Raw genomic sequence first — 19,746 nt, forward strand, 5'->3', positions numbered from 1 at the left:
CGTTAGGCCATTTTTTCAATCTCTTCCTCCCGCACAGAAGCTCCGAGTATTCCACCGCCCGCTGCTGCGGCCCATGCTAAAATTGAGCTAATGACAAAATAAATGGCCCCATTTCTGGCGGTACTGAGCGCAGTTCTAGCTTCGGCGACATTTAGTTGCGAAAGAGCTGTTAACATATTCTGGGTTGCTCCCAACAGCCAGCTAATGCCAAATGCACTAAGTACTGTTCCGCCCATAAGCGCCAGCGCCCAGACCATGGTTCCCTGCGTGAGGCCATTTTTCATGCCAGCCACAGCCGCCATTCGTCCGGCAATATATCCGCCAACAAATAGCACAACCAACATGCTGATGCCAGACCATATTCCTATGAAATTACTGAAGCGGGTTGCGAAATCCGGAGCAGCGGGGCTGTATAGACTAAGGGCAACAGCAAGACCGCATGCGCCAAGAACAACCTGAGCTGCAAGCGCTACGAGAAATCCCGCCCAAACTGGGCCCCAACGCACTCGGTCACGAGTCCATGCGATTGCTTCAGCGCGTGTTCCTACTGTGGGAACGGCAGCTGCCATGGCAGCTGCTCCCCCTTTTCTTCCTGCTTCTTCGCTAGGCAGGTTTTCCTGCTTTTGTTCTTCCATTGCAAGTACCTCCTTTATGATGAAGCAAATAGCACGATTTCCTTCATCTTTTGATTTTTGCCCGCATTTGCTTTGGTTTAAAACATTACCGTCTCATATAAAACTAGCAATCCTTACAGCACGAGTTTTTGGGTGGCATGGCATAATCTCAGTGTAAGCAAAAAGTGAATAGCGTCGCGGACGACAAAGGCAAATCACTCGAAAGGGTGAGACGCAAAGCCATGGATCTAACCCAGTAGGCAGCGGTAGATAGCCGAAGGTCTCCCGAAAGAAGTTGATAGCGGGGGTGCGGCAGGGAAGCTGAATACTGGTATGACAGCCAGGCTGCCGAAACGACAGTCGCATTATAGGCGCGCTGAGCCACTACCAAAAAGTGTATTTGAGTATAGCAGTGCGCGCGACTGAGGTTTCAGCAGCCTGGTTTTCTTTTTAGCTGGTTGCAAGGAGGAGGGACCGAAAATGACGATACCTGAAGCCAAACAATACATTGGGAAAAACTGTTGGATAAGCTGGACCGACCGTCTGGGCCAAGAACATAGCAAAGTCTTGCAGGTTGAGGACCTGCAGTTCATCCCGCTCTACGGAGCGTATATAATCGGCGACACTGAGGAAGTTCGACTGGACAGAGTTACTCAGATCCGTGCTTTGGACTGAGTAGTTGACTGGCAAATTTACTAATGCACCTAGCATTTCCGGGCAAGCAGCATCGTGAGGTATTGAAAGGAGGTTGTGTTAAGCGTTACCCAAGTGCAGGTCTGAGGCCATCCCCTCCTGTCCCTAAGCAACCGTCGGTCTCAGGTCTGTGAAGTAGGGATGGGTAGCCGTGCCCCCTACCCATCCCTTTTCCTTTTAATATTTTGTTTAGTTGAGAATAGCATACAAAAAGGGCGTAAGTCTCGCGTTCCCCCGAACCCATCAAAACTGAGCTGCGAGAACTCACGCCCTTCTTTTTAGACGAAGGCTTTTCTATGTTTGTTCGATCTAGATGATTTGGAAAAAAGCCAAGGGGTTAATAAGCCTAGCGTTTGTTAGTTGATATCGTTGAGCAAGGCTTATTGTTGCGAAATCTCACTAAGTATGAGTTCTGCTGCTTTTTGTCTATCTTTTGCCGCGGTAATTGCTCTGCCGATGACAAGATAATCGGCACCGTTTTTTAAAGCTTCCCCAGGGGTCATTATTCGAACTTGATCATTAGCCGCTGCCCATTTTGGTCTTACGCCAGGCGTCACGACGATGAATTCGGGCCCACATGCAGCTTTTACGGGTATGATTTCGTGAGGTGATGCAACAACCCCTGCCAAACCCGAGCTTTGGGCCAAAACTGCTAAATGCGTAACATGGTTTTCAAGAAGCATTGGAATGGATAATTCTTCGTGGAGGACTTGCGCGCTGATGCTTGTAAGTACTGTTACGCCAATAATCATTGGAGCTTCGACTCCAAGGCGATGTGCTTCATCTTTCGCTGCTTCGACTGCTGCACGCATCATTGCCGACCCACCGGAGGCATGGACGTTGAGCATCCAAATGCCCATTCGAACTGCAGCTCTTGTTGCGCTAGCGACTGTGTTTGGGATGTCATGAAACTTGCAATCGTAAAATATTTTCTCCGCTCCAGCCTTTCGAAGCGAGTCAAAAATCTGCGGTCCTGTAGAGTTGAAAAGTTCGAGGCCAACTTTAAATGCGCCAACATAGTCGTTTAATTCTCGAACAAGGTTTACGGCCTCGCTCTCGCTGCTTACATCCAGCGCGAGGATTATTTTGTTTTTCATTGACATGTGATTTCTACCAGCCTTTTGCTTGTTTTTATTCGCGTTAGTTTGACTTAATGGACATGCAGCATTAGCATTGTGGCGATTGCACAATCCCTACAATTTCAGAAATGTGCCTAAAGCCATGGCGACTGAGATATGCCTCGAGACCTTCGATAATCTCAATCATGGCATTTGGATATACAAAGTTGGCTGTTCCTACTTGTATTGCACTTGCACCAGCAAGCATGAATTCAACTGCATCCTCGGCAGTCATTATGCCTCCGACTCCGATTACAGGAACATCAACAGCCTTTGCTACTTCCCAAACCATTCTTAATGCAATTGGCTTTATTGCAGGACCCGAGAGCCCGCCAGTAATGTTAGCTAATCGAAACATACGCGTTTCTGCGTTTATTGATGTGCCTATTAAGGTATTGATGAGTGAAATTGCATCTGCTCCTGCATCAACTGCCGCATGTGCAATAGCAACAATATCGGTCACGTTTGGGGAAAGCTTTGGAATTATTGGGAGATGAGTTGCTTTTCGGACTGCATTTACTACTTCAAACGTCATTCGAGGGTCAACACCGAATGCTATACATCCGTGTTTTACATTAGGACACGAGATGTTAATTTCCAAGCCAGCAACACTGTCGGTTTCACTCAGTCGTTGTGCAACCTCAGCGTATTCCTCTATCGTATGTCCAACGATGTTAACAATAACAGGAACATCGAATTGGCTGAGCCAAGGCAGCTTCTCGTTTATTAAATTTTCAACTCCATCATTTTGGAGACCAATAGAATTGAGCATTCCTGCAGCTGTTTCAGCGATTCGTTCTGGAGGGTTTCCTACCCAGGGTTCGAGTGATGTGCCTTTTGTGATTATCGCGCCAATTTTGTTAAGGTCAACTAAGCTGCTGTACTCTTTCCCAAACCCGAAGGTACCGGAAGCAGCTATAACTGGATTTTTCATATGGATTCCGGCAATAGTTATCTCTAGTGAACTTGTTGTAGACATGGGAACTACTCCCATTTTATTTTATTTGAATCGAAGACTGGGCCTTCTACACATGCCCGAGCATATCTGTATTCTAAATTGGTGTCATGAACTTTTATCACGCAGCTCATGCAAGCGCCAACGCCACATGCCATTTTTGTCTCGACGGAAATTTGACAGTTAAGGTTGTGGTGGTGGCAAATTTTTGCAACTTCTTTGAGCATCTGCATTGGGCCACATGCGTATACTAAACAACCGAGCTTATTATCAAGAGTTTCAATGCGTTCTTTCAGAAGGTCGGTAACCATGCCTTGGTAGCCATAAGAGCCATCTTCTGTTGAAACGAGATATTCTGCACAGCATTTTTCAAATTCTTCTCGATAGAGGATCATATTTGATGTTCTGGCACCTAGAAGGAATTTAATTTTTTCTTTGCCAAATTGTTTTTCTAATGCCCTGAGGAGAAAATAAAGTGGTGCTATTCCCATACCGCCGCCGACTAGGAGAAAACTTCCGCTCCAAGAATCTGGTATCGCGAATCCGTGCCCAAGGGGGCCGATTAAATCAATCATATCCCCTATTGTTTTATCTGCAAGCATTTTGGTGCCTCGTCCGCGAATGTCAAAAAGTATTGAAACATGGCCGGCTTCGGGGTCAGCAAAGTGTATGCTAAATGGCCGGCGTAGAAGCGGATCATAAAATTGTCGGAATTTGTTGCATAGGACGTGCACAAACTGCCCAGGAACGCATTTCTGCGATAGTTCCGGGGCATCTAAGACGAGTCTTCGTATATGTGGCAAAACCATTTCTTGGTCAATTATGCGGCATTCGAATAGTTTGCCCTCAGGGATATCGGCCTCTTCTTTATTTGACGAATGGTGTGCAAATTGTTCTGCCATCAAGATTCTTCTCAATGAAGGTTTGTAAAAGCATTGACTGGTTTAGATGTTTATCCAGCTCACGTATTTTTCTTGCTTTGTTTCTAAAATTCCCCTCTTAGTTGCTTTTTATGCACGATTCTCCAACCAAAGTGTTAATTGAGTATTTCGACTTCTTTATGGTACTCTTGAAGCGATTTGACTGCGTTTGTTCGTTCTCTTGCTGCTTGAATTCCTTCAGCTGCTGCCACTGCCGCTGCAGCTGTGGTAACATAAGGTACTTTAAGCTTAATGGCTGCTTTTCGGATATAGCTGTCGTCATGAAAGCTTTCCTTGCCTGCAGGTGTGTTTATTAATAGGCGTATTTGACCATTATGCATAACGTCAACGATATTAGGCCGTCCTTCATGAAGTTTCTTTATTTCCGTTACGTTAATGCCATTTTGCGCGAGAAATCTTGCTGTCCCGCTAGTTGCTATTATGGAAAATCCCATTTCAAAAAGCTTCTTAACGGCTGGCAGGACTGCTTGCTTATCACGATTGGCGACAGTGACCAATACAGTGCCTTCTTTTGGAAGCTCATAGCCAGCTGCTGCCTGGGCTTTGTAAAAAGCAAGGCCAAAACAGTCTGCCATGCCTAATACTTCGCCTGTTGACCGCATCTCGGGGCCAAGAAGTGGATCAACCTCAGGGAACATATTAAATGGAAAGACTGATTCTTTTACTCCATAGTGAGGATACCGTCTCGGTTTCATATCTAGTTCGCTTAGTTTAGCGCCTAGGATTACTTGAGTGGCAAGTCGTGCCATAGAAACGCCGGTTACTTTGGAGACGAGCGGCACCGTTCTCGATGCACGAGGGTTTGCTTCTAGAACGTAAACCTTGTCGTTTGCTATGGCATATTGAATATTCATCAAGCCAACAACATTTAGCTCAATAGCTATTCGTTTTGTGTATTCTATGATGGTGTCAATATGATGTTGTGGGATTGTTAGCGGAGGAAGGACGCAGGCACTGTCGCCTGAGTGAATGCCGGCAAGTTCTATATGTTCCATAATTGATGGCACAAACGCGTCTTTGCCGTCTGAAATAGCATCGGCTTCGGCCTCAATTGCATCTTCTAGAAATCTATCTAGAAGAATTGGGCGTTCTGGAGACACCTCTACGGCTGCTTTAACGTATTTTACTAGAGTTTCTTCGTCATATACAATTTCCATTCCTCTGCCGCCGAGAACATATGAGGGACGCACCATTAGCGGATAGCCAATTCTTTCAGCGATTGCTAAAGCCTCATCTAGCGAACTTGCCATGCCATGCTCTGGCATTGGAATTGAAAGTTTTCGCATCATTTCTGCAAATCGCTCTCGGTCCTCTGCCAAATCTATGCTCTCGTGCGAGGTGCCTAGTATTTTTACTCCTGCTTTCGCCAAATCCGATGCTATGTTTAGTGGAGTCTGACCCCCAAACTGGACAACAATTCCTTCGGGTTTTTCTATGTCTATTACATTTAGAACGTCCTCGACTGTGAGTGGTTCGAAATAAAGTTTGTCCGATGTATCAAAATCGGTTGATACCGTTTCTGGATTGTTGTTGATAATAATGGATTCATATCCGGCATCTCTTAGTGCCCATACAGAATGGACGCTACAATAGTCAAATTCAATCCCCTGCCCAATTCTAATTGGGCCACTGCCAAGAACGATAACTTTTTTCTTATTTTCACAGCACCCTTGAGATTCCTCACCTTTTGTTTGAAGTTTGGGTACAAAGCTTTCGGTTTCGTCTTCTGCGTCGTAGGATGAATAGAAATATGGCGTCTGGGCTTCGAACTCAGCTGCACATGTATCTACCATTTTGTAAACCGGCTTTATACCAAGCGACTTTCGAAGTTCGCGCACAGCCATTTCTTTCATTCCGATGATTGTACCGATTTCTTTGTCGGAAAAGCCCATTTGTTTGGCTTTTCGTAGAAGCTGGGTTGCTTGTAAACCTTCACACGAGTTTATTGCAGCTTTGGATGCTAAATTATGGAAGGCTGAACTTGCCTTTTGTATTTGATTTTCCATTTCGACCAGCCGGTTAATGCCTTCAAGGAACCAGATGTCAATCGCTGAAAGTTCTGCTATCTTTTTAGTTGACATGCCTCTTCGGATCGCTTCTGCAATGGCGAATAAGCGTTCGTCGTTAGGCGTCTTAATTTTCGCTTCAAGTTCTTTGTCGGACAATTGACTTGCTTTCTTGTGTCGAAGGCCATGCACTCCAACTTCCATTGAGCGAATTGCTTTCATCAGTGCTGCTTCGAACGAGCGGTCTATTGCCATAACTTCGCCAGTTGCCTTCATTTGCGTGCCGATGGTTCGATTTTCAATTTTGAATTTATCAAAAGGCCATCTTGGGATTTTAACCACGCAATAGTCAAGTGCCGGTTCAAAGCATGCGGTTGTTTTTTGGGTTACGGCGTTAGTAATTTCATCAAGTCTCAAGCCAATGGCAATTTTGGCTGACACACGAGCAATGGGGTAACCTGTTGCTTTAGATGCGAGAGCTGATGAACGGCTAACTCTTGGATTGACTTCAATCACGTAGTAGTTGAAGCTTTTTGGATCGAGAGCAAATTGTACGTTGCAGCCGCCTTCTATGCCTAACGCCCTGATAATCTTTAGAGAAGCATTTCGAAGGAGCTGGTACTCTTTATCCGAAAGAGTTTGGCTGGGGGCTATAACAATTGAGTCGCCGGTGTGGATACCCATTGGGTCGAGGTTTTCCATGTTGCATATTGTGATGCAGTTGTCTGCACCGTCGCGCATTACTTCGTACTCGATTTCTTTCCATCCCAAGAGGCATCGCTCAACGAGGATTTGGTGACGCAGAGAAAGGCTCATGCCGCGCTCGCCAATTTCCATTAGTTCACTTCGATTGTAAGCTACTCCGCCACCTGTGCCACCAAGCGTATAAGCTGGACGAATAATCAAAGGATAGGAAGCAGTAGCGGCGATTTCTTCTAACTCTTCTTTAGTTTCGATAATCCAGCTTTCTGGAACTGGCTCACCAATACTGCGCATTAATTCGCGAAAACATTCGCGGTCTTCTGCTTTCTTAATAGCGTCAAGTGGTGTTCCGAGGAGTTCTACGCCATATTTATCCAAGATACCGCTTGAGGAAAGTTGAGTAGCAAGGTTTAGACCTGTTTGGCCTCCGAGAGTTGGAAGTAAGCCATCAGGCCGCTCCTGGGCAATTACACGGGCAGCAAACTCAACATTTAGAGGTTCGACATAAACTTTGTCTGCGATTGTGGTATCGGTCATGATCGTGGCTGGATTAGAATTCATTAGCACAACTTCGCAGCCTTCTTCGCGAAGGGCTTTACATGCTTGCGTGCCTGCGTAGTCGAACTCTGCTGCTTGCCCAATGGTTATCGGCCCACTGCCAATCACCATAACCTTTTTAATATTGCTTTTTCGTGGCATTCTGTTTCCTACTCCCTCGCATTCATTTATTATTTCTTAGCATTTCCACAAAACGCTGGAATAAGTATTTGCTGTCCATTGGTCCCGGAGAAGCCTCTGGGTGGTATTGAATCGAAAATATTGGAAGTTCTTTATGGCATAAACCTTCAACTGTTCCGTCGTTTAGGTTAATGTGGGAGACTTCCATTCCAGAGTTCTTTAAGCCGTCTGGGTCTACTGCATAGCCGTGGTTCTGTGAGGTGATGAATACTTTGCCTGTAGCAAGTTCTTTTACAGGATGGTTTCCGCCTCGATGACCAAATTTAAGCTTATAGGTGGTGCTTCCGAATGCCCAACCAAGAAGCTGGTTGCCAAGACAGACACCCATTATCGGCTTCTTTCCAATGAGTTTCTTTACATTCTCAATTGCTTTGGAAAGAAGCGCTGGGTCGCCAGGACCCGGCGACAGAATGACGCCGTCGGGATTGGTATCCAGTATTTGTTCAGCGGCGGTATTACACGGATACACTGTAACACGGCAATTGAGTGCGGATAAGCTTCTTAGTATGTTTCGTTTAACGCCAAAGTCAAGAAGCGCAACGTCAAACTCAGGCTTGACAGAATCGACAGGGTTTTTCCAAACATAAGGTGATTTGGTTGTAACACGCTTAGTAAAGTCTATTTTGCCGTAGTCGGGAGCATTTGCGATTTTGTTTAGCATTTCTTCCCGAGTGTAGTCGGTTGTTATTCCGCCGAGCATAACTCCTTGAATCCTGAGATGCCTAGTTAGGGCACGAGTATCAACTCCTTGAATGCCTACTATATTTTGTTCTTTAAGAAAGTCATTGAGGGTGCCGACGGCGCGCCAATTGCTGGGAAGTTCGCATAAATGTTTAACAACAAAACCTTCAACTTGAATAGTTGAGGATTCGAAATCATCATGATTTACGCCATAGTTGCCGATAAGAGGATAAGTGAGTGTAAGTATTTGACCAGCGTATGACGGGTCGGTAAGCATTTCCTGATACCCCGTCATGCATGTGCTGAATACTACCTCGCCTATCGTTGTTCCTTTGGCGCCAATTGATTCTCCTTCGTATGTGGTACCATCCTCAAGAACTAGAATTGCTTTCATTTGATTCTCCTCACTGTAAAAACGAAAGGTCTAGAGTTTGACCATCTTCCCAGTGCGTGCTGATTCGAGCGCCGCCTGCATGACGGCAACGGCAGCACGTGCTTCCGGGCCGCCTGTCTCTGGTTTTTTTTCAGTTTGGATGCACTCGCCGAACTCTTTGAACTCGTCAGCAATTAGGTTTATTCGCTCAATCATCATCGTTTCCGGCTTGCCATCTATATCGTAATACGTAAGCTTATAGGGCCAGAAATCAAACTCAAACCAACCCTTTGTGCCATAGACGGCGGTAAGGGTTTTGGGAGGTGTAACGTAAGTGTCTCCAATCTGACCAAGAATACCGCTTTTGAAGCGGAGAATAACTTGTGTGAGTTCTTCTGTTTCGCACTCAAGAAATTTCTTAGCTGTCATTGCCATAACTTCTGAAATTGGCCCAGCCAGATAGTGGAAAATATCTATTTGGTGTATGCCAAGGAGGTTCAGAGGGCCTCCTGGGCATTTGTCTACATACCATCGCCATGCGCCAGGGACTAAAGACCATCCGCCTCGATGTGATTGGTGGGCTTCAATCATTGCTAAGTCGCCAATTTTTCCTTCTTCAATGGCGTTCTTTATTATGCGAATGCCTGGGGCTCTGCGAAGACTGTGTCCAACTTGGAGGACTACGCCAGCATCTTCGCAAGCTTTAATCATGGCGTCGGCTTCTTCTACTGTATTTGCGATTGGTTTTTCAACCCAGACGTGTTTTCCGTGTTTTGCCGCTTGAATGGCAAGCGTTGGGTGGACATGATTTGGCACTATAAGGATTATCCCTTCGACTTCAGGGTTGTTTAGAATTTCTTCAAACGACCGAGCAGGAGGAACTGGAATATCATTAGTGTACTTTGCTATTACTTCGGGGTTTGCATCAAACCAGGTAACTAGTTCGAGGTTGCCAGCTTCACTAATGGCAGGCAGGCTTTGAGTCCCGCCCCAACTACCTACTCCAACTAACGCAACCTTTACTTTTCTCATGCTATCACCTCTTGGTTTCTGGCAATTATTTTACCGTCCACGATTGTTAGAACTGGTAAACCTACAAGTTTCTTGCCCTTGAGCGGGGTGTTTTTAGATCTTGAGTGGAATTTCGAAGGATCAACAATCCATTCTACCTCAGGGTCTATGACTGTTATATTTGCCGGTTTTCCGATTTCTAGCGTTCCTGCGTCTAATCCCAATACTTTTGCAGGTGCGGCAGTCATTTTCATAAACGCATTGGCAAGCGAAAGTTCCCCGGGTTTGACTAGTTCGGTTATTACTAAGCCAACTGCTGTTTCGAGTCCGACCATGCCGCTAGGCGCGATTGCAAATTCGGTTTCCTTCTCCTCAATCGCGTGTGGAGCGTGGTCAGTGGCAATGACATCGATTGTGCCATCGGCGAGTCCTTCTTTAATGGCAGCAACATCATCTGCTGTTCTAAGTGGCGGATTAATTTTTGCATTGGTGTCATATCTTCGAACTGCTTCTTCGGTCAAGCTAAAGTATTGCGGGCACGTCTCACAAGTTATGTTTATGCCAGTCTCTTTTGCATGACGAATTAGCTCGACGGATCCTCTGGTGCTTACGTGTGCTATATGAAGTTTGCAGTTAGTTAGGCGAGCGAGCATAATGTTTCGAGCGACCATTATTTCTTCCGCTTCGCTGGGAATACCTTTGAGACCAAGTATTGTTGACGTTATTCCTTCGTTCATTAGGCCTTCGTCGCTCAAGGAGAGATCTTCGCAGTGAGTAATCACTGGAGTGTTAAGCATTGCACAGTAGTCCATCACTCGTCGCATGAGGCCAGAGTTTTGCAGCGGAAAAGCGTCGTCGGAAAACGCTACAGCACCACCCTCGAGCATATCGCCAATCTCTGCCATCTCTTCGCCTTTCATTTCCTTGGTTAGTGCGCCGATGGGATAAACTTTTACTAAACCAACCTCATCAGCCCTACACAGTATAAACTCAATTACCGAGCGAGTATCTGCGACGGGATTGGTATTTGGCATGCAAGCAACTGCTGTGAAACCGCCTGCTGCTGCCGCGTAGGAGCCGGTGGTAATATCTTCTTTGTATTCAAAGCCTGGCTCGCGAAGGTGGACATGCATGTCAATTAGCCCTGGAACAACAACTTTGCCTGTTACATCTTCTACTTGCTCAGGCTTGAGGTCACCTGACTCAACTTGACCTATTCCTGCGATTTTTCCATTTTTAATTAAAAGATTTCCAATCGTATCTAAATTTTGCGAAGGATCGACAATCCTTCCGCCCTTAAGAAGCAAGTGCATCGCCTGTGCCTCCTAAAAGTAAGTAAAGCAGAGCCATCCTAACTGCCACCCCATTGGTTACTTGCGTTGTAACCATTGAGATTTCGCAGTCTGCAACATCTGGCATAATTTCGACACCACGATTCATGGGGCCTGGGTGAAGGACAATAACATCGTCCTTCGCTAGTTTGAGTCTCTTTTTCGTAATTCCGAAAAAGTGGGTATATTCGCGAAGGCTTGGGAATAGGCCTTTCTTCATGCGCTCAAGTTGGATGCGTAGAACATTAATTACGTCAACATCTTTAAGACCTTCTTCAATGTTGGTGTAGACTTCTACTGGCAGGCGGTCTGCTTCGGGTGGGATAAGCGTTTTAGGTCCCACGAATCGAACTTTTGCTCCCATTTTGGTAAGACCCCACATGTTCGACCTGGCAACACGGCTGTGGAGAATATCGCCTACTATTGCCACAGTTAGCCCTTCAAGCTTTCCTTTTTTCTCAAGGATTGTCATCATATCGAGGAGTCCCTGAGTTGGATGCTCATGCATACCGTCGCCGGCGTTAATTACTGATTCTGGAATCAGGCTTGCGACGAAGTGGGGCGCCCCCGATGCTTGGTGCCTGATGACAAACACGTCAGGTCTCATTGCTCGAAGCGTAAGAATTGTATCCTTAAGCGATTCACCTTTTACAACGCTACTTGTGGATGGAGCGATGCTTGAGGTGTCCGCGCTCATAATTTTTGCTGCAATTTCGAACGAAGTTCGAGTACGCGTGCTTGGTTCATAGAAAAGGGTTACGATTGACCTTCCACGCAAGGCGGGTACTTTTTTAATTGGTCGGCTTAAAATTTCTTTCATTGAGAGCGCCGTTTGAAGAATTAGTTCTATCTCCTCACGGGTGATTTCTTCCAAACCAAGGATGTCTTTTCTCTTTAGAGCCATTCCAGCACCTCTTGATGCTAGTTTTTGTGCATTGGCACTTGCACAATCATAAACTAGCGTTTATTCATCAAGTTTGCGAATGTAGACTTTATCTTCGCCTTCAATTTCTTTTAGCTGGACATCTACTAGTTCTTTACGCGACGTAGGTATGTTTTTTCCGACGTAATCAGGGCGAATTGGCAACTCTCGGTGGCCCCGGTCGATTAGCACTGCCAATTGAATTGCTGCTGGGCGGCCAATATCCATCAAGGCATCCAATGCACATCTAACTGTCCGGCCGGTGTAAATAACTTCATCCACCAGGATAATGGTTCGATCGTTGATGTCAAATGGTATATCAGTTTGCCCCACTGTTGGCTGGTGTGTGAGAATATCATCACGGTAAAGGCCAATATCGAGTATGCCAACCGGCACTCTAACGTGCTCAATTTCGTTCAAGAGTTTTGCTAATCGTTTTGCAAGTGGTACGCCTTTGCGTCTGATTCCAATTATTCCAAGCTTTTCTGCTCCTTTATTTCTCTCGATTATTTCGTGAGCAATGCGAGTTAGGGCTCGCCTGATTTCTTCTGCATCCATTACTTGAGGCGTTTGGGTTGCCATTTGAATACTCCATAAATCAATGGTGATTTAGTATTTAAAGCGCAAAGTTGCACATTTTCCAGGCACAAAAAACGCCCCCCTGCTGAGGTTAGCAAGGAGGCGTGATCTTGCAATTATAAGCTTTGTGCATACACGCACACCCTTGTTGGCCTCACAGGACCAACTTAAAGGCGTTCAATCAAGTTTTGCTAAGTATACCAGATGGAAACCTACCTGTCAACAGGTTTTTTTATTTTTTGAGTTATTTTGCTGAATGGGCTAAAATCATTCTGCTGTGCTTGTTTGCTGGAAGTTTTGTAATAAACAACCTGGCGGGGATGTGTGCGAATCGAACGCACCCGAGACCTTCTTCAGGCCTCACACAGGTTTTGAAGACCAGGAGGGCCACCAGGCCCCATCCACCCCCATATTGGTAAAATAAGTATAAATTTGCAGGGGTGGCATGTCAAGAATCGAGAATTCGCTCAGGTGAGGGTTGCATCATTTGCTCTTTAAGCTCATCGCTTAGAGGAACTTCACCGCTTGCTAGGGCTTCAAGGAAAGCTTCTACAACCATGGGGTCAAACTGTGTTCCTGAACAATTTTTGAGTTCTTCTATTGCTACTTGTAAGGGCAAGGCATCTCGCCAAGGGACATCCGAGACTAAAATATCGAAGCTTTCTGCAACGGCAATTATTCGTGCACCAAGAGGTATGTCATGGCCTGATAGCCCGTCTGGATATCCTTTACCGTCAAATCTTTCGTGGTGGTGTTTTATCATTGGGATAGAATCATGGAGCTCCGGCACACGTTCTAACATTCGTATTGCAATTGTGGAGTGTAGCCTCATTATTTCGAATTCACGTTCGCTTAGGCGGCCTAATTTCTCAACAATCTGGGGAGAAATTCCAACTTTTCCAACGTCATGTAGAATTGCTGCGTTTTTGAGGTCTGTCATCACTTTGCGAGGAAGGTCTAACCGCCTGCCAATCGCTAGCGCATAAGCTGCCACACGGTCACTGTGGCCATCAGGTGCGCCCAGGCTTGAGGAGCGAACGTTCAACATACCAAGGAGAGCTTCTGACTCGGATTTAAGATTAGGTTCTTTTATTTTTTCAGGTTGCTCGTTTGGTATTTCCTTAGATAACATGCTATCAGGCCCCCAACTCCAAATTGCTAGAATTCGGTCTTTATTATTATCGGCCTGAAAAGAGATTAACAGCAGGTTTTGTTTTATCTTAATTTTATAATTCGTTAGTGGGAAAGTATTTGGGAAGCAACTTGGGCAATAACGTCAATTTCAGAATCTTCAACCGTTCTAATATCGAGAAGGAATTTATCGTCGCCTACCCTGCCGAAAATCGGTGGATTTGCTTCTCTGAATTTTTGGGCAAGGTCTATTGGGGAGATGTCTGCATTATAAATGGCAATCAGTTTTGTAGGAAGCTGTTGTCCTGGGAGTGAGCCGCCCCCAACTTCCGAAAAACCATCGAAAATTTCAATTTTCGCATTGTCGCCAATAGAAGTTATTAGTTTTGCTTTTAGCTGATTTGCAGCATGAGTGATTTCTGGCAATGTTCTGCTTATATAACGAAGTGTCGGGATGTTTCGAATGACAGTATCAGAATCTACATAGAGTTTAAGAGTTGCTTCCAGGGCGGCAATTGTTAATTTATCTATACGAAATGTTCGCGACAGCGGATTTCGTGCCATCGCTTCCACGAATTCTTTTCGCCCGACTATTATCCCTGATTGTGGCCCGCCCAAGAGTTTATCACCGCTAAATGTAACGATATCAGCACCAGCACGAATACTTTCCTGCACCGTAGGTTCAGACTTAAGTCCAAAGCGAGACATGTCAATAAGTGCTCCACTTCCTATGTCTTCCATCACGGGGATGCCTTTCTTCTTGCCTAGCTCGGCAAGTTCGCTGAGCGCTGGTGATTTTGCAAAACCGACAATGCAAAAGTTGCTTGTATGTACTTTTAGTATTAGTCCAGTTTCCTCAGATATTGCATTTTCATAGTCAGAAACATAGGTGCGGTTTGTTGTTCCTACTTCTATTAGTTTGACGCCCGCACTAGCCATTATATCGGGCATCCGGAAAGAGCCGCCAATTTCGACTAGTTCTCCTCGCGAAACTATGACCTCCCGACCGCATGCTAGAGTGTTGAGCGCAAGAAATACTGCAGCGGCGTTATTGTTCACAACGAGAGCCGATTCCGCTCCCGTTAAATTTTTGAGTAACTCTTGGTAGTGTTCCGACCTCTTTCCTCTTCCACCCGTCTTAATATCTATTTCGAGATTACAATGTCCAGAAGCGACATCTATGAGGGCTTTCTGTGCAGCTGCCGGGAGCACTGCGCGACCTAAACCTGTGTGAAGCACAATGCCTGTGGCATTTATAGCTCGTCTGATGGAGGTATTTGCAAGGGCTTTGGCGCGAAGGCGGATATCTTGTGCAAGTCTTTCTAACGATATGTCTTCTTCTTTTACGGTAAAACCTTCGCGGATACGGCTACGTATTTCGTCAAGGGTCTTCCTTGCTGCTTCAGCTACATATGGCCTTGGAATTTCACCAATGAGCTCTTTTAACGAAGGTTCACCTAGCAATCTGTCAATTGACGGCAGTGACCGTAAAAGGTTTTTGTTTGTCATGGAAAAGCTCTCAAAATGGACTTTGGCTTATTATACATTATTTATTTTAAAGTTTTCCTGCACGAAGTATTGCAATCATCAACCAAAAGCCAAAAATTACGGAAATGCCAAATCCAATGAGTGCAATGATTGGATATCCGTGCCATAAAGGGCCTATCTTTGCGGCAACAATGAGAGCGGAGGCGACAATTGTAGCACTAGCTACTAGTGCAAATGAAAGGCGGTTGGCTGCTCTTTCGAGGGAACGCATAAGGCCTTCCAATCCTTCATGCTTAAAATTGATGCGGAACGAACCTTCAACCATCCGCCCTAGGAGATATTGTGCCATGTCGGGAAGTGAGAGAAGGAAATTCTTGAATAAGACTAAACTTTTATAGGCTTGGTTTGCCAGGGTGTTGATGGAGAACTCTTCGCGCATTGCGCGTCTGACATAGGGACGGGCTTCCCCTGCAAAATCAAAATCAGGGTATAGTTGACGTGCTATTCCATCAATGTTTACTAGCACCTTGACCAATAAGAACATATTTGACGGCAATCGCACGTGGTTCTTCGCACTGATTTGGAAGGCCTTGCGGAGAAGCTCTCCCATCCTGATTTCTTTTAGCGGAGCACCGTAGAATTGCCTAAGTGCCCTGTCAATTTCAAGCTCGAAGGCCCTGCGATTTAGGTCTTGGGGATAGCTGCCTATTCGTAAAATTTCTTCTGCAAAGCCTGCGGAGTTTTCTTGTATGTATTCCGCTAGCAAAATTGTGACAGCAGTTTTTAGGCGGTGATCTAGCCTACCCGCAATACCGAAATCAAGAAGGCCAATTGCACAATCATCAAGCACGACTAAATTGCCTGGATGGGGGTCACCATGGAAAAACCCGTGTATAAAAATCATTTCCATGAAAGCCTTAGCTAGATTCTTCGCCACATTTTTTCTATCAAGGCCATGCTCATCAAGTTCGTGGATGTCGGTGATTTTTATACCTGTGATTTGTTCAATTGTGAGTACCCTGGGGGTTGTATATTCCCAATACACCATTGGAACGCGAACAAATTTCAACTCTTTCAAATTTTCCCTAATTCGGTCGGTGTTCCGCCCTTCATGAGTATAGTCAAGTTCTTGGCGAATTGTGATGGCAAACTCTTCAACTAGGTCAGAAATGCCTAATGTGCGCATGCGTTCAGAGTGTTGTTCCACAAAATGAGCAAGCCCCTGAAGTATTTCAAGGTCTGTTTCAATCACGCGGTGTATATCGGGTCGCTGGATTTTTACTACAACTTTAGTGCCGTTTTTTAATGTTGCAAGATGGGTTTGTCCAAGAGATGCAGCGGCAAGCGGCGTTTCATCGAAATGTTCAAAAATAGAATCTGGCGCCATGCCGAATTCCTCTTCGATAACTTTGAAAATTTTGTTAATTGGCACAGTTGGAGCGGTATCTTGAAGCTTCTCAAGTTCAGCGACGTATTGCGCGGGAATGATATCTGGGCGTGTGCTTAAAAGTTGTCCAAGTTTGATGAAAGTCGGCCCTAGTTCCTCAAGAGATTCTCTGACATCAGTTGGGTCGGGGAGAATTCCTTTGCCATGTGGTCGCAAATGAAAAAGTTCTGAGAGGCCCAATTGGGCAAGAAGATGTTCCCATTGATGGCGTGCCAAAACGCGCCCCATTTCAATGAATCGTGCGAGGTGTCGTCTTCTTTTTTCGAATACCACTGTACTTATCCGTTGCTCAGTTGTGAGGACTGACTATTCCGAGCCCTCCGATTTTTGCAGTTTTGAAGTAAGTTCTTCTACGCGTTTTTCTAATTCATCTATCTTTTTCTCGAGTGTTCCAATCTGTCGTCGGTCGGCTATGTCTAGCTCTTTAAGCATTTGTCTAATCTGGTTGCGGATTTTTTCATTAAGATTTTTGCCTTGTTCTTCCGCTTTAGATACCCATTCTTCGAAGAGCTTCTTGCCTTCTTCGCTTGTTAGTTCGCCGCGTTCGACAAATTCATCAATCAGTTGCTTGATTTTTTCTTTTGATAAAGCGGCCACTCCTAACCCTATAAACATGAATCTGCGAAGGGTTTCAAACATGTGTACCGCACCTCCTTACTTAATTATAATTTTTACTCTTAAGCTGCTAGAAGGGTTTGGAGGTAGGCTAATCTCGGCGCCAGTATACCCTTGCTAGCTTTGTATCTTCTGACCAGTGGTACTCTACTTCGCCACGGTATGCTTTGTAAAGTTGCCGACCAATTCTTTGGGCAAGTTTTTCGTTGGTTGTCCAAACAACCAGTCCATCGTTGGAATGCTCAATATCTATGATGCGTTCAATTGGATTTATGGTCATTGCGCGTTCATTTTCGTTATTTAACAAGTTTACTATGTCTTGTTCATGATTTTTTACAAAGTTGCCGCTAATGTTGACTATTCCGCCGGGCATTCTGTCGTGTATTTTTTGGCAGGCAGGACATAAAGTATAAATAATCTTCTTCGCGTTTTTTAATAGTTTTGCGGCTTGGCTCTCCAATTGCCAGCGGTCTCCGGCGTATACACACTTGCATTCGCGGCAAACGGATATTTCTTCTGGTTTTTCGCGGTTTAGGTATGGATCACCATAATCTTGGACATTCCTTCTAATGTGGACAACTTTTTGCTCAGATGATGCCATAATTGATTCCTCCTGCAGGCGAGTAATTAGAAAGCTTAAGTGCAAGGTCTTTTAGGTGAATTAGTGGAGTTGTTTGGTAGATGTGTGCCATGTGGTTAATTTTGCCTCGTTTCATAATCTTTAGAGGTCAATTATTGTTTACCCAGGTTTTTTTGATATAAAACAAGCTGAGCAAAATGCTACTAGGGCAGAGAAATTATTAGCAAGGTTTTTTCTTAGTGATTATCAAAAGTCTAAACAATGCATTGCCAGGCAATTGTTTTTGTAGGAAGCCTTGGTAGACCTTTGGTTAGTATCTTGTTTTTTTTGCGAAATTGTGAAAAATCTTTAGAAGCATAAATTGCTTATATTTAAAATCCGATTTACTGCGCCTTATTTTGCTCCGGGAGTAGCTCAATAGTGTAATTGCTTGTCACGTCTACTATTTGGACAGTTCGGCTTGGTGTAGAGCCAGGAACAGGAGGAACCGAAATTGGCGTCTCGATTTTCGTATGAATACTTCCATTGGCTGATATAAGTCTTCCGTTGCTTATATCAAAAGTTAACGTACTCTCGCCAGCTTGGCTTCCTCTGGTTCCTTCTTCTTGGCTTTCATTGGCTTCATTTATAGGTGTTGTCAACTTTTGTTTTATAATTGCTACTTGCCCACCTGGTGAAGTTTTAATTTCTTCAAGCTGAAAATCAAGTTTCAGCTTTGATTTTGTATCAATGGGAAGTGGCATCTCGGCGGACCAAACATCTCCTGGGGCAACAGGTTTGTCGGGTAGAATAGCCAATAGCAAAATTGATTCCACAGCTCCAAAATCAAGTGCATGGCGTCGCTTTGGTTCTTTCTGATTTGAAGTTGAAGAGCTGGAAATACTTCCATTAGGGTTTAATTGGATAGTTCTTACATCTTTTGATGGTTTGTATCCATAAATTGCCTTCCCAGAAATTTTCATATACTCATCTTCGGTATCTATTGCAATCTCAACCTTGCCGTTCTCAAGAGTTTTTGTGCAGCGCATTCGAATTATAGAAGTAAGTTGCATATCCAAGTCAGTTGTGGCCGAGCCTGTTATTGTTCGCGTGCCTGTTATTTTTTGCACGATTTTGTACCGATTAATCTTGCCAGGGGAAAAGGAGTACGCTAGCTTAATTCCTTGTTGTGGTATGTTTGTTTGCTCTTCGGCTTTGATTGTTTCTGCCGCCAATGCTCCAAGTATGTACGCAGCAATTGTTAAGAACCATAAGTGCTTCATGGCAACCCTATTATATTTTTCCTTGCCCATTACGTCAATTGCGCAATGACAAAGTTTTGTTAGGCCTATTTGCGCGGTATATAAATATTGAAATTGGTTGGTGATTGCAATGGGCGCTTGGAGAATTCCGCTTGCTATTTTAATGATTGCCTTTTTAGCAGGATTCTTTACCCAACGTGCTGTAATGGATACACAGGTGCGGACAATCGCGGATGTAAAGGCTGGAAACACCTGTGGCGGAACGGCTGTAATCAAGGGCAAAATTATTTATGCTTCTGATAATCATTTTATCTTGCAAGATTCCACTGGAAAAGCCGAGCTTGCCACTTGCCCCACATGGTACAAACAAATTCCTCTTATAAAAGGTGAAGAAGCAATCGTTGTTGGCGAGGTTCTGAAAAATCCCTCGCTACTCGGAAATTGTGAAATAATCCTAAGCGTTTATAAGATATTTACGGACCACGGAACAATTGTTGTGCGAGGTAGACCAGGTAAGCCTCCCTGGATGATGGCATCTAGGCCTGCTTCTGACTAGTCTTGATTAGAGGAGTTTTATACC

18 protein-coding genes, 1 tRNA gene and 1 riboswitch are annotated in these 19,746 nt (G+C 44.8%); of the genes, 2 read left to right on the forward strand and 17 right to left on the reverse strand.

The genetic code is table 11. From position 1 onward, the window contains the following. Positions 1–2 precede the first annotated feature (2 nt). Positions 3–635, reverse strand: coding sequence for a hypothetical protein (locus tag QHH26_10805; protein ID MDH7482443.1), 633 nt, complete (start codon positions 633–635; stop codon positions 3–5). A 178-nt stretch (positions 636–813) separates the two neighbouring features. Further along, a riboswitch (cyclic di-GMP riboswitch) is annotated at positions 814–967 on the forward strand. Positions 968–1,094: 127 nt separating this feature from the next. Here QHH26_10805 and QHH26_10810 point away from each other — a divergent pair. Then, positions 1,095–1,289, forward strand: a complete 195-nt coding sequence (locus QHH26_10810; protein MDH7482444.1) for a hypothetical protein — start codon at positions 1,095–1,097, stop codon at positions 1,287–1,289. Between the two features lie 398 nt (positions 1,290–1,687). On the opposite strand, the gene pyrF is transcribed toward QHH26_10810, so the two are convergent. The 16 genes from pyrF to QHH26_10890 form a co-directional block, all read right to left on the reverse strand. After that, a complete protein-coding gene (pyrF, locus tag QHH26_10815; protein ID MDH7482445.1) occupies positions 1,688–2,410 on the reverse strand; it encodes an orotidine-5'-phosphate decarboxylase in 723 nt (240 codons plus the stop codon). A gap of 64 nt (positions 2,411–2,474) precedes the next feature. Beyond that, positions 2,475–3,404, reverse strand: coding sequence for a dihydroorotate dehydrogenase (locus tag QHH26_10820; protein ID MDH7482446.1), 930 nt, complete (start codon positions 3,402–3,404; stop codon positions 2,475–2,477). Between the two features lie 5 nt (positions 3,405–3,409). Next, positions 3,410–4,282: a dihydroorotate dehydrogenase electron transfer subunit gene (locus tag QHH26_10825; protein MDH7482447.1), complete on the reverse strand. Its 873-nt coding sequence runs from the start codon at positions 4,280–4,282 to the stop codon at positions 3,410–3,412. A 134-nt stretch (positions 4,283–4,416) separates the two neighbouring features. After that, a complete protein-coding gene (carB, locus tag QHH26_10830; GenBank protein MDH7482448.1) occupies positions 4,417–7,728 on the reverse strand; it encodes a carbamoyl-phosphate synthase large subunit in 3,312 nt (1,103 codons plus the stop codon). Between the two features lie 22 nt (positions 7,729–7,750). Then, positions 7,751–8,842 (reverse strand): glutamine-hydrolyzing carbamoyl-phosphate synthase small subunit, encoded by a 1,092-nt coding sequence (gene carA / locus QHH26_10835; protein ID MDH7482449.1) that lies wholly within the window; start codon positions 8,840–8,842, stop codon positions 7,751–7,753. A 30-nt stretch (positions 8,843–8,872) separates the two neighbouring features. Further along, the gene (locus QHH26_10840; protein ID MDH7482450.1) at positions 8,873–9,853 is read right to left on the reverse strand and encodes a Gfo/Idh/MocA family oxidoreductase; all 981 of its coding nucleotides are present in this window, start codon (positions 9,851–9,853) and stop codon (positions 8,873–8,875) included. Continuing rightward, positions 9,850–11,145, reverse strand: coding sequence for a dihydroorotase (locus tag QHH26_10845; GenBank protein ID MDH7482451.1), 1,296 nt, complete (start codon positions 11,143–11,145; stop codon positions 9,850–9,852). The genes QHH26_10840 and QHH26_10845 overlap by 4 nt, the downstream gene beginning before the upstream one ends. Next, on the reverse strand, positions 11,129–12,067 hold the full coding sequence (locus tag QHH26_10850; protein MDH7482452.1) for an aspartate carbamoyltransferase catalytic subunit: 939 nt from the start codon (positions 12,065–12,067) through the stop codon (positions 11,129–11,131). Before QHH26_10850 ends, QHH26_10845 begins: the two co-directional genes overlap by 17 nt. A 60-nt stretch (positions 12,068–12,127) precedes the next feature. Further along, a complete protein-coding gene (gene pyrR / locus QHH26_10855; protein MDH7482453.1) occupies positions 12,128–12,667 on the reverse strand; it encodes a bifunctional pyr operon transcriptional regulator/uracil phosphoribosyltransferase PyrR in 540 nt (179 codons plus the stop codon). A 309-nt stretch (positions 12,668–12,976) separates the two neighbouring features. After that, positions 12,977–13,073: transfer RNA gene (locus tag QHH26_10860), tRNA-Sec, on the reverse strand. Between the two features lie 39 nt (positions 13,074–13,112). Further along, positions 13,113–13,796 (reverse strand): HD domain-containing phosphohydrolase, encoded by a 684-nt coding sequence (locus tag QHH26_10865; GenBank protein MDH7482454.1) that lies wholly within the window; start codon positions 13,794–13,796, stop codon positions 13,113–13,115. Positions 13,797–13,900: 104 nt separating this feature from the next. After that, positions 13,901–15,304, reverse strand: coding sequence for an L-seryl-tRNA(Sec) selenium transferase (gene selA / locus QHH26_10870; GenBank protein ID MDH7482455.1), 1,404 nt, complete (start codon positions 15,302–15,304; stop codon positions 13,901–13,903). 46 nt (positions 15,305–15,350) lie between these two features. Then, positions 15,351–17,003, reverse strand: coding sequence for an AarF/ABC1/UbiB kinase family protein (locus tag QHH26_10875; protein MDH7482456.1), 1,653 nt, complete (start codon positions 17,001–17,003; stop codon positions 15,351–15,353). Positions 17,004–17,036: 33 nt separating this feature from the next. After that, the gene (locus QHH26_10880) at positions 17,037–17,369 is read right to left on the reverse strand and encodes a polyhydroxyalkanoate synthesis regulator (GenBank protein ID MDH7482457.1); all 333 of its coding nucleotides are present in this window, start codon (positions 17,367–17,369) and stop codon (positions 17,037–17,039) included. Positions 17,370–17,436: 67 nt separating this feature from the next. Further along, on the reverse strand, positions 17,437–17,946 hold the full coding sequence (locus tag QHH26_10885) for a BCAM0308 family protein (protein MDH7482458.1): 510 nt from the start codon (positions 17,944–17,946) through the stop codon (positions 17,437–17,439). Between the two features lie 362 nt (positions 17,947–18,308). Next, the gene (locus QHH26_10890; GenBank protein MDH7482459.1) at positions 18,309–19,187 is read right to left on the reverse strand and encodes a hypothetical protein; all 879 of its coding nucleotides are present in this window, start codon (positions 19,185–19,187) and stop codon (positions 18,309–18,311) included. A gap of 109 nt (positions 19,188–19,296) precedes the next feature. Between QHH26_10890 and QHH26_10895 the strand changes: the two genes are divergently transcribed. Then, positions 19,297–19,722 carry a hypothetical protein gene (locus QHH26_10895; GenBank protein MDH7482460.1) on the forward strand — a complete coding sequence of 142 codons (426 nt, stop codon included), beginning with the start codon at positions 19,297–19,299 and terminating at the stop codon, positions 19,720–19,722. Positions 19,723–19,746 lie beyond the last annotated feature (24 nt).

The organism is Armatimonadota bacterium, assembly GCA_029907255.1.
Lineage (GTDB): Bacteria > Armatimonadota > UBA5829 > DTJY01 > DTJY01 > JAIMAU01.

What these genes read in the sequence shown, in the direction of transcription:
- QHH26_10805 (MDH7482443.1), bottom strand. Translation starts at nt 635, where the DNA reads ATGGAAGAACAAAAGCAGGAAAACCTGCCTAGCGAAGAAGCAGGAAGA.
- QHH26_10810 (MDH7482444.1), top strand. Translation starts at nt 1,095, where the DNA reads ATGACGATACCTGAAGCCAAACAATACATTGGGAAAAACTGTTGGATA.
- pyrF (MDH7482445.1), bottom strand. Translation starts at nt 2,410, where the DNA reads ATGTCAATGAAAAACAAAATAATCCTCGCGCTGGATGTAAGCAGCGAG.
- QHH26_10820 (MDH7482446.1), bottom strand. Translation starts at nt 3,404, where the DNA reads ATGTCTACAACAAGTTCACTAGAGATAACTATTGCCGGAATCCATATG.
- QHH26_10825 (MDH7482447.1), bottom strand. Translation starts at nt 4,282, where the DNA reads ATGGCAGAACAATTTGCACACCATTCGTCAAATAAAGAAGAGGCCGAT.
- carB (MDH7482448.1), bottom strand. Translation starts at nt 7,728, where the DNA reads ATGCCACGAAAAAGCAATATTAAAAAGGTTATGGTGATTGGCAGTGGG.
- carA (MDH7482449.1), bottom strand. Translation starts at nt 8,842, where the DNA reads ATGAAAGCAATTCTAGTTCTTGAGGATGGTACCACATACGAAGGAGAA.
- QHH26_10840 (MDH7482450.1), bottom strand. Translation starts at nt 9,853, where the DNA reads ATGAGAAAAGTAAAGGTTGCGTTAGTTGGAGTAGGTAGTTGGGGCGGG.
- QHH26_10845 (MDH7482451.1), bottom strand. Translation starts at nt 11,145, where the DNA reads ATGCACTTGCTTCTTAAGGGCGGAAGGATTGTCGATCCTTCGCAAAAT.
- QHH26_10850 (MDH7482452.1), bottom strand. Translation starts at nt 12,067, where the DNA reads ATGGCTCTAAAGAGAAAAGACATCCTTGGTTTGGAAGAAATCACCCGT.
- pyrR (MDH7482453.1), bottom strand. Translation starts at nt 12,667, where the DNA reads ATGGCAACCCAAACGCCTCAAGTAATGGATGCAGAAGAAATCAGGCGA.
- QHH26_10865 (MDH7482454.1), bottom strand. Translation starts at nt 13,796, where the DNA reads ATGTTATCTAAGGAAATACCAAACGAGCAACCTGAAAAAATAAAAGAA.
- selA (MDH7482455.1), bottom strand. Translation starts at nt 15,304, where the DNA reads ATGACAAACAAAAACCTTTTACGGTCACTGCCGTCAATTGACAGATTG.
- QHH26_10880 (MDH7482457.1), bottom strand. Translation starts at nt 17,369, where the DNA reads ATGTTTGAAACCCTTCGCAGATTCATGTTTATAGGGTTAGGAGTGGCC.
- QHH26_10885 (MDH7482458.1), bottom strand. Translation starts at nt 17,946, where the DNA reads ATGGCATCATCTGAGCAAAAAGTTGTCCACATTAGAAGGAATGTCCAA.
- QHH26_10890 (MDH7482459.1), bottom strand. Translation starts at nt 19,187, where the DNA reads ATGAAGCACTTATGGTTCTTAACAATTGCTGCGTACATACTTGGAGCA.
- QHH26_10895 (MDH7482460.1), top strand. Translation starts at nt 19,297, where the DNA reads ATGGGCGCTTGGAGAATTCCGCTTGCTATTTTAATGATTGCCTTTTTA.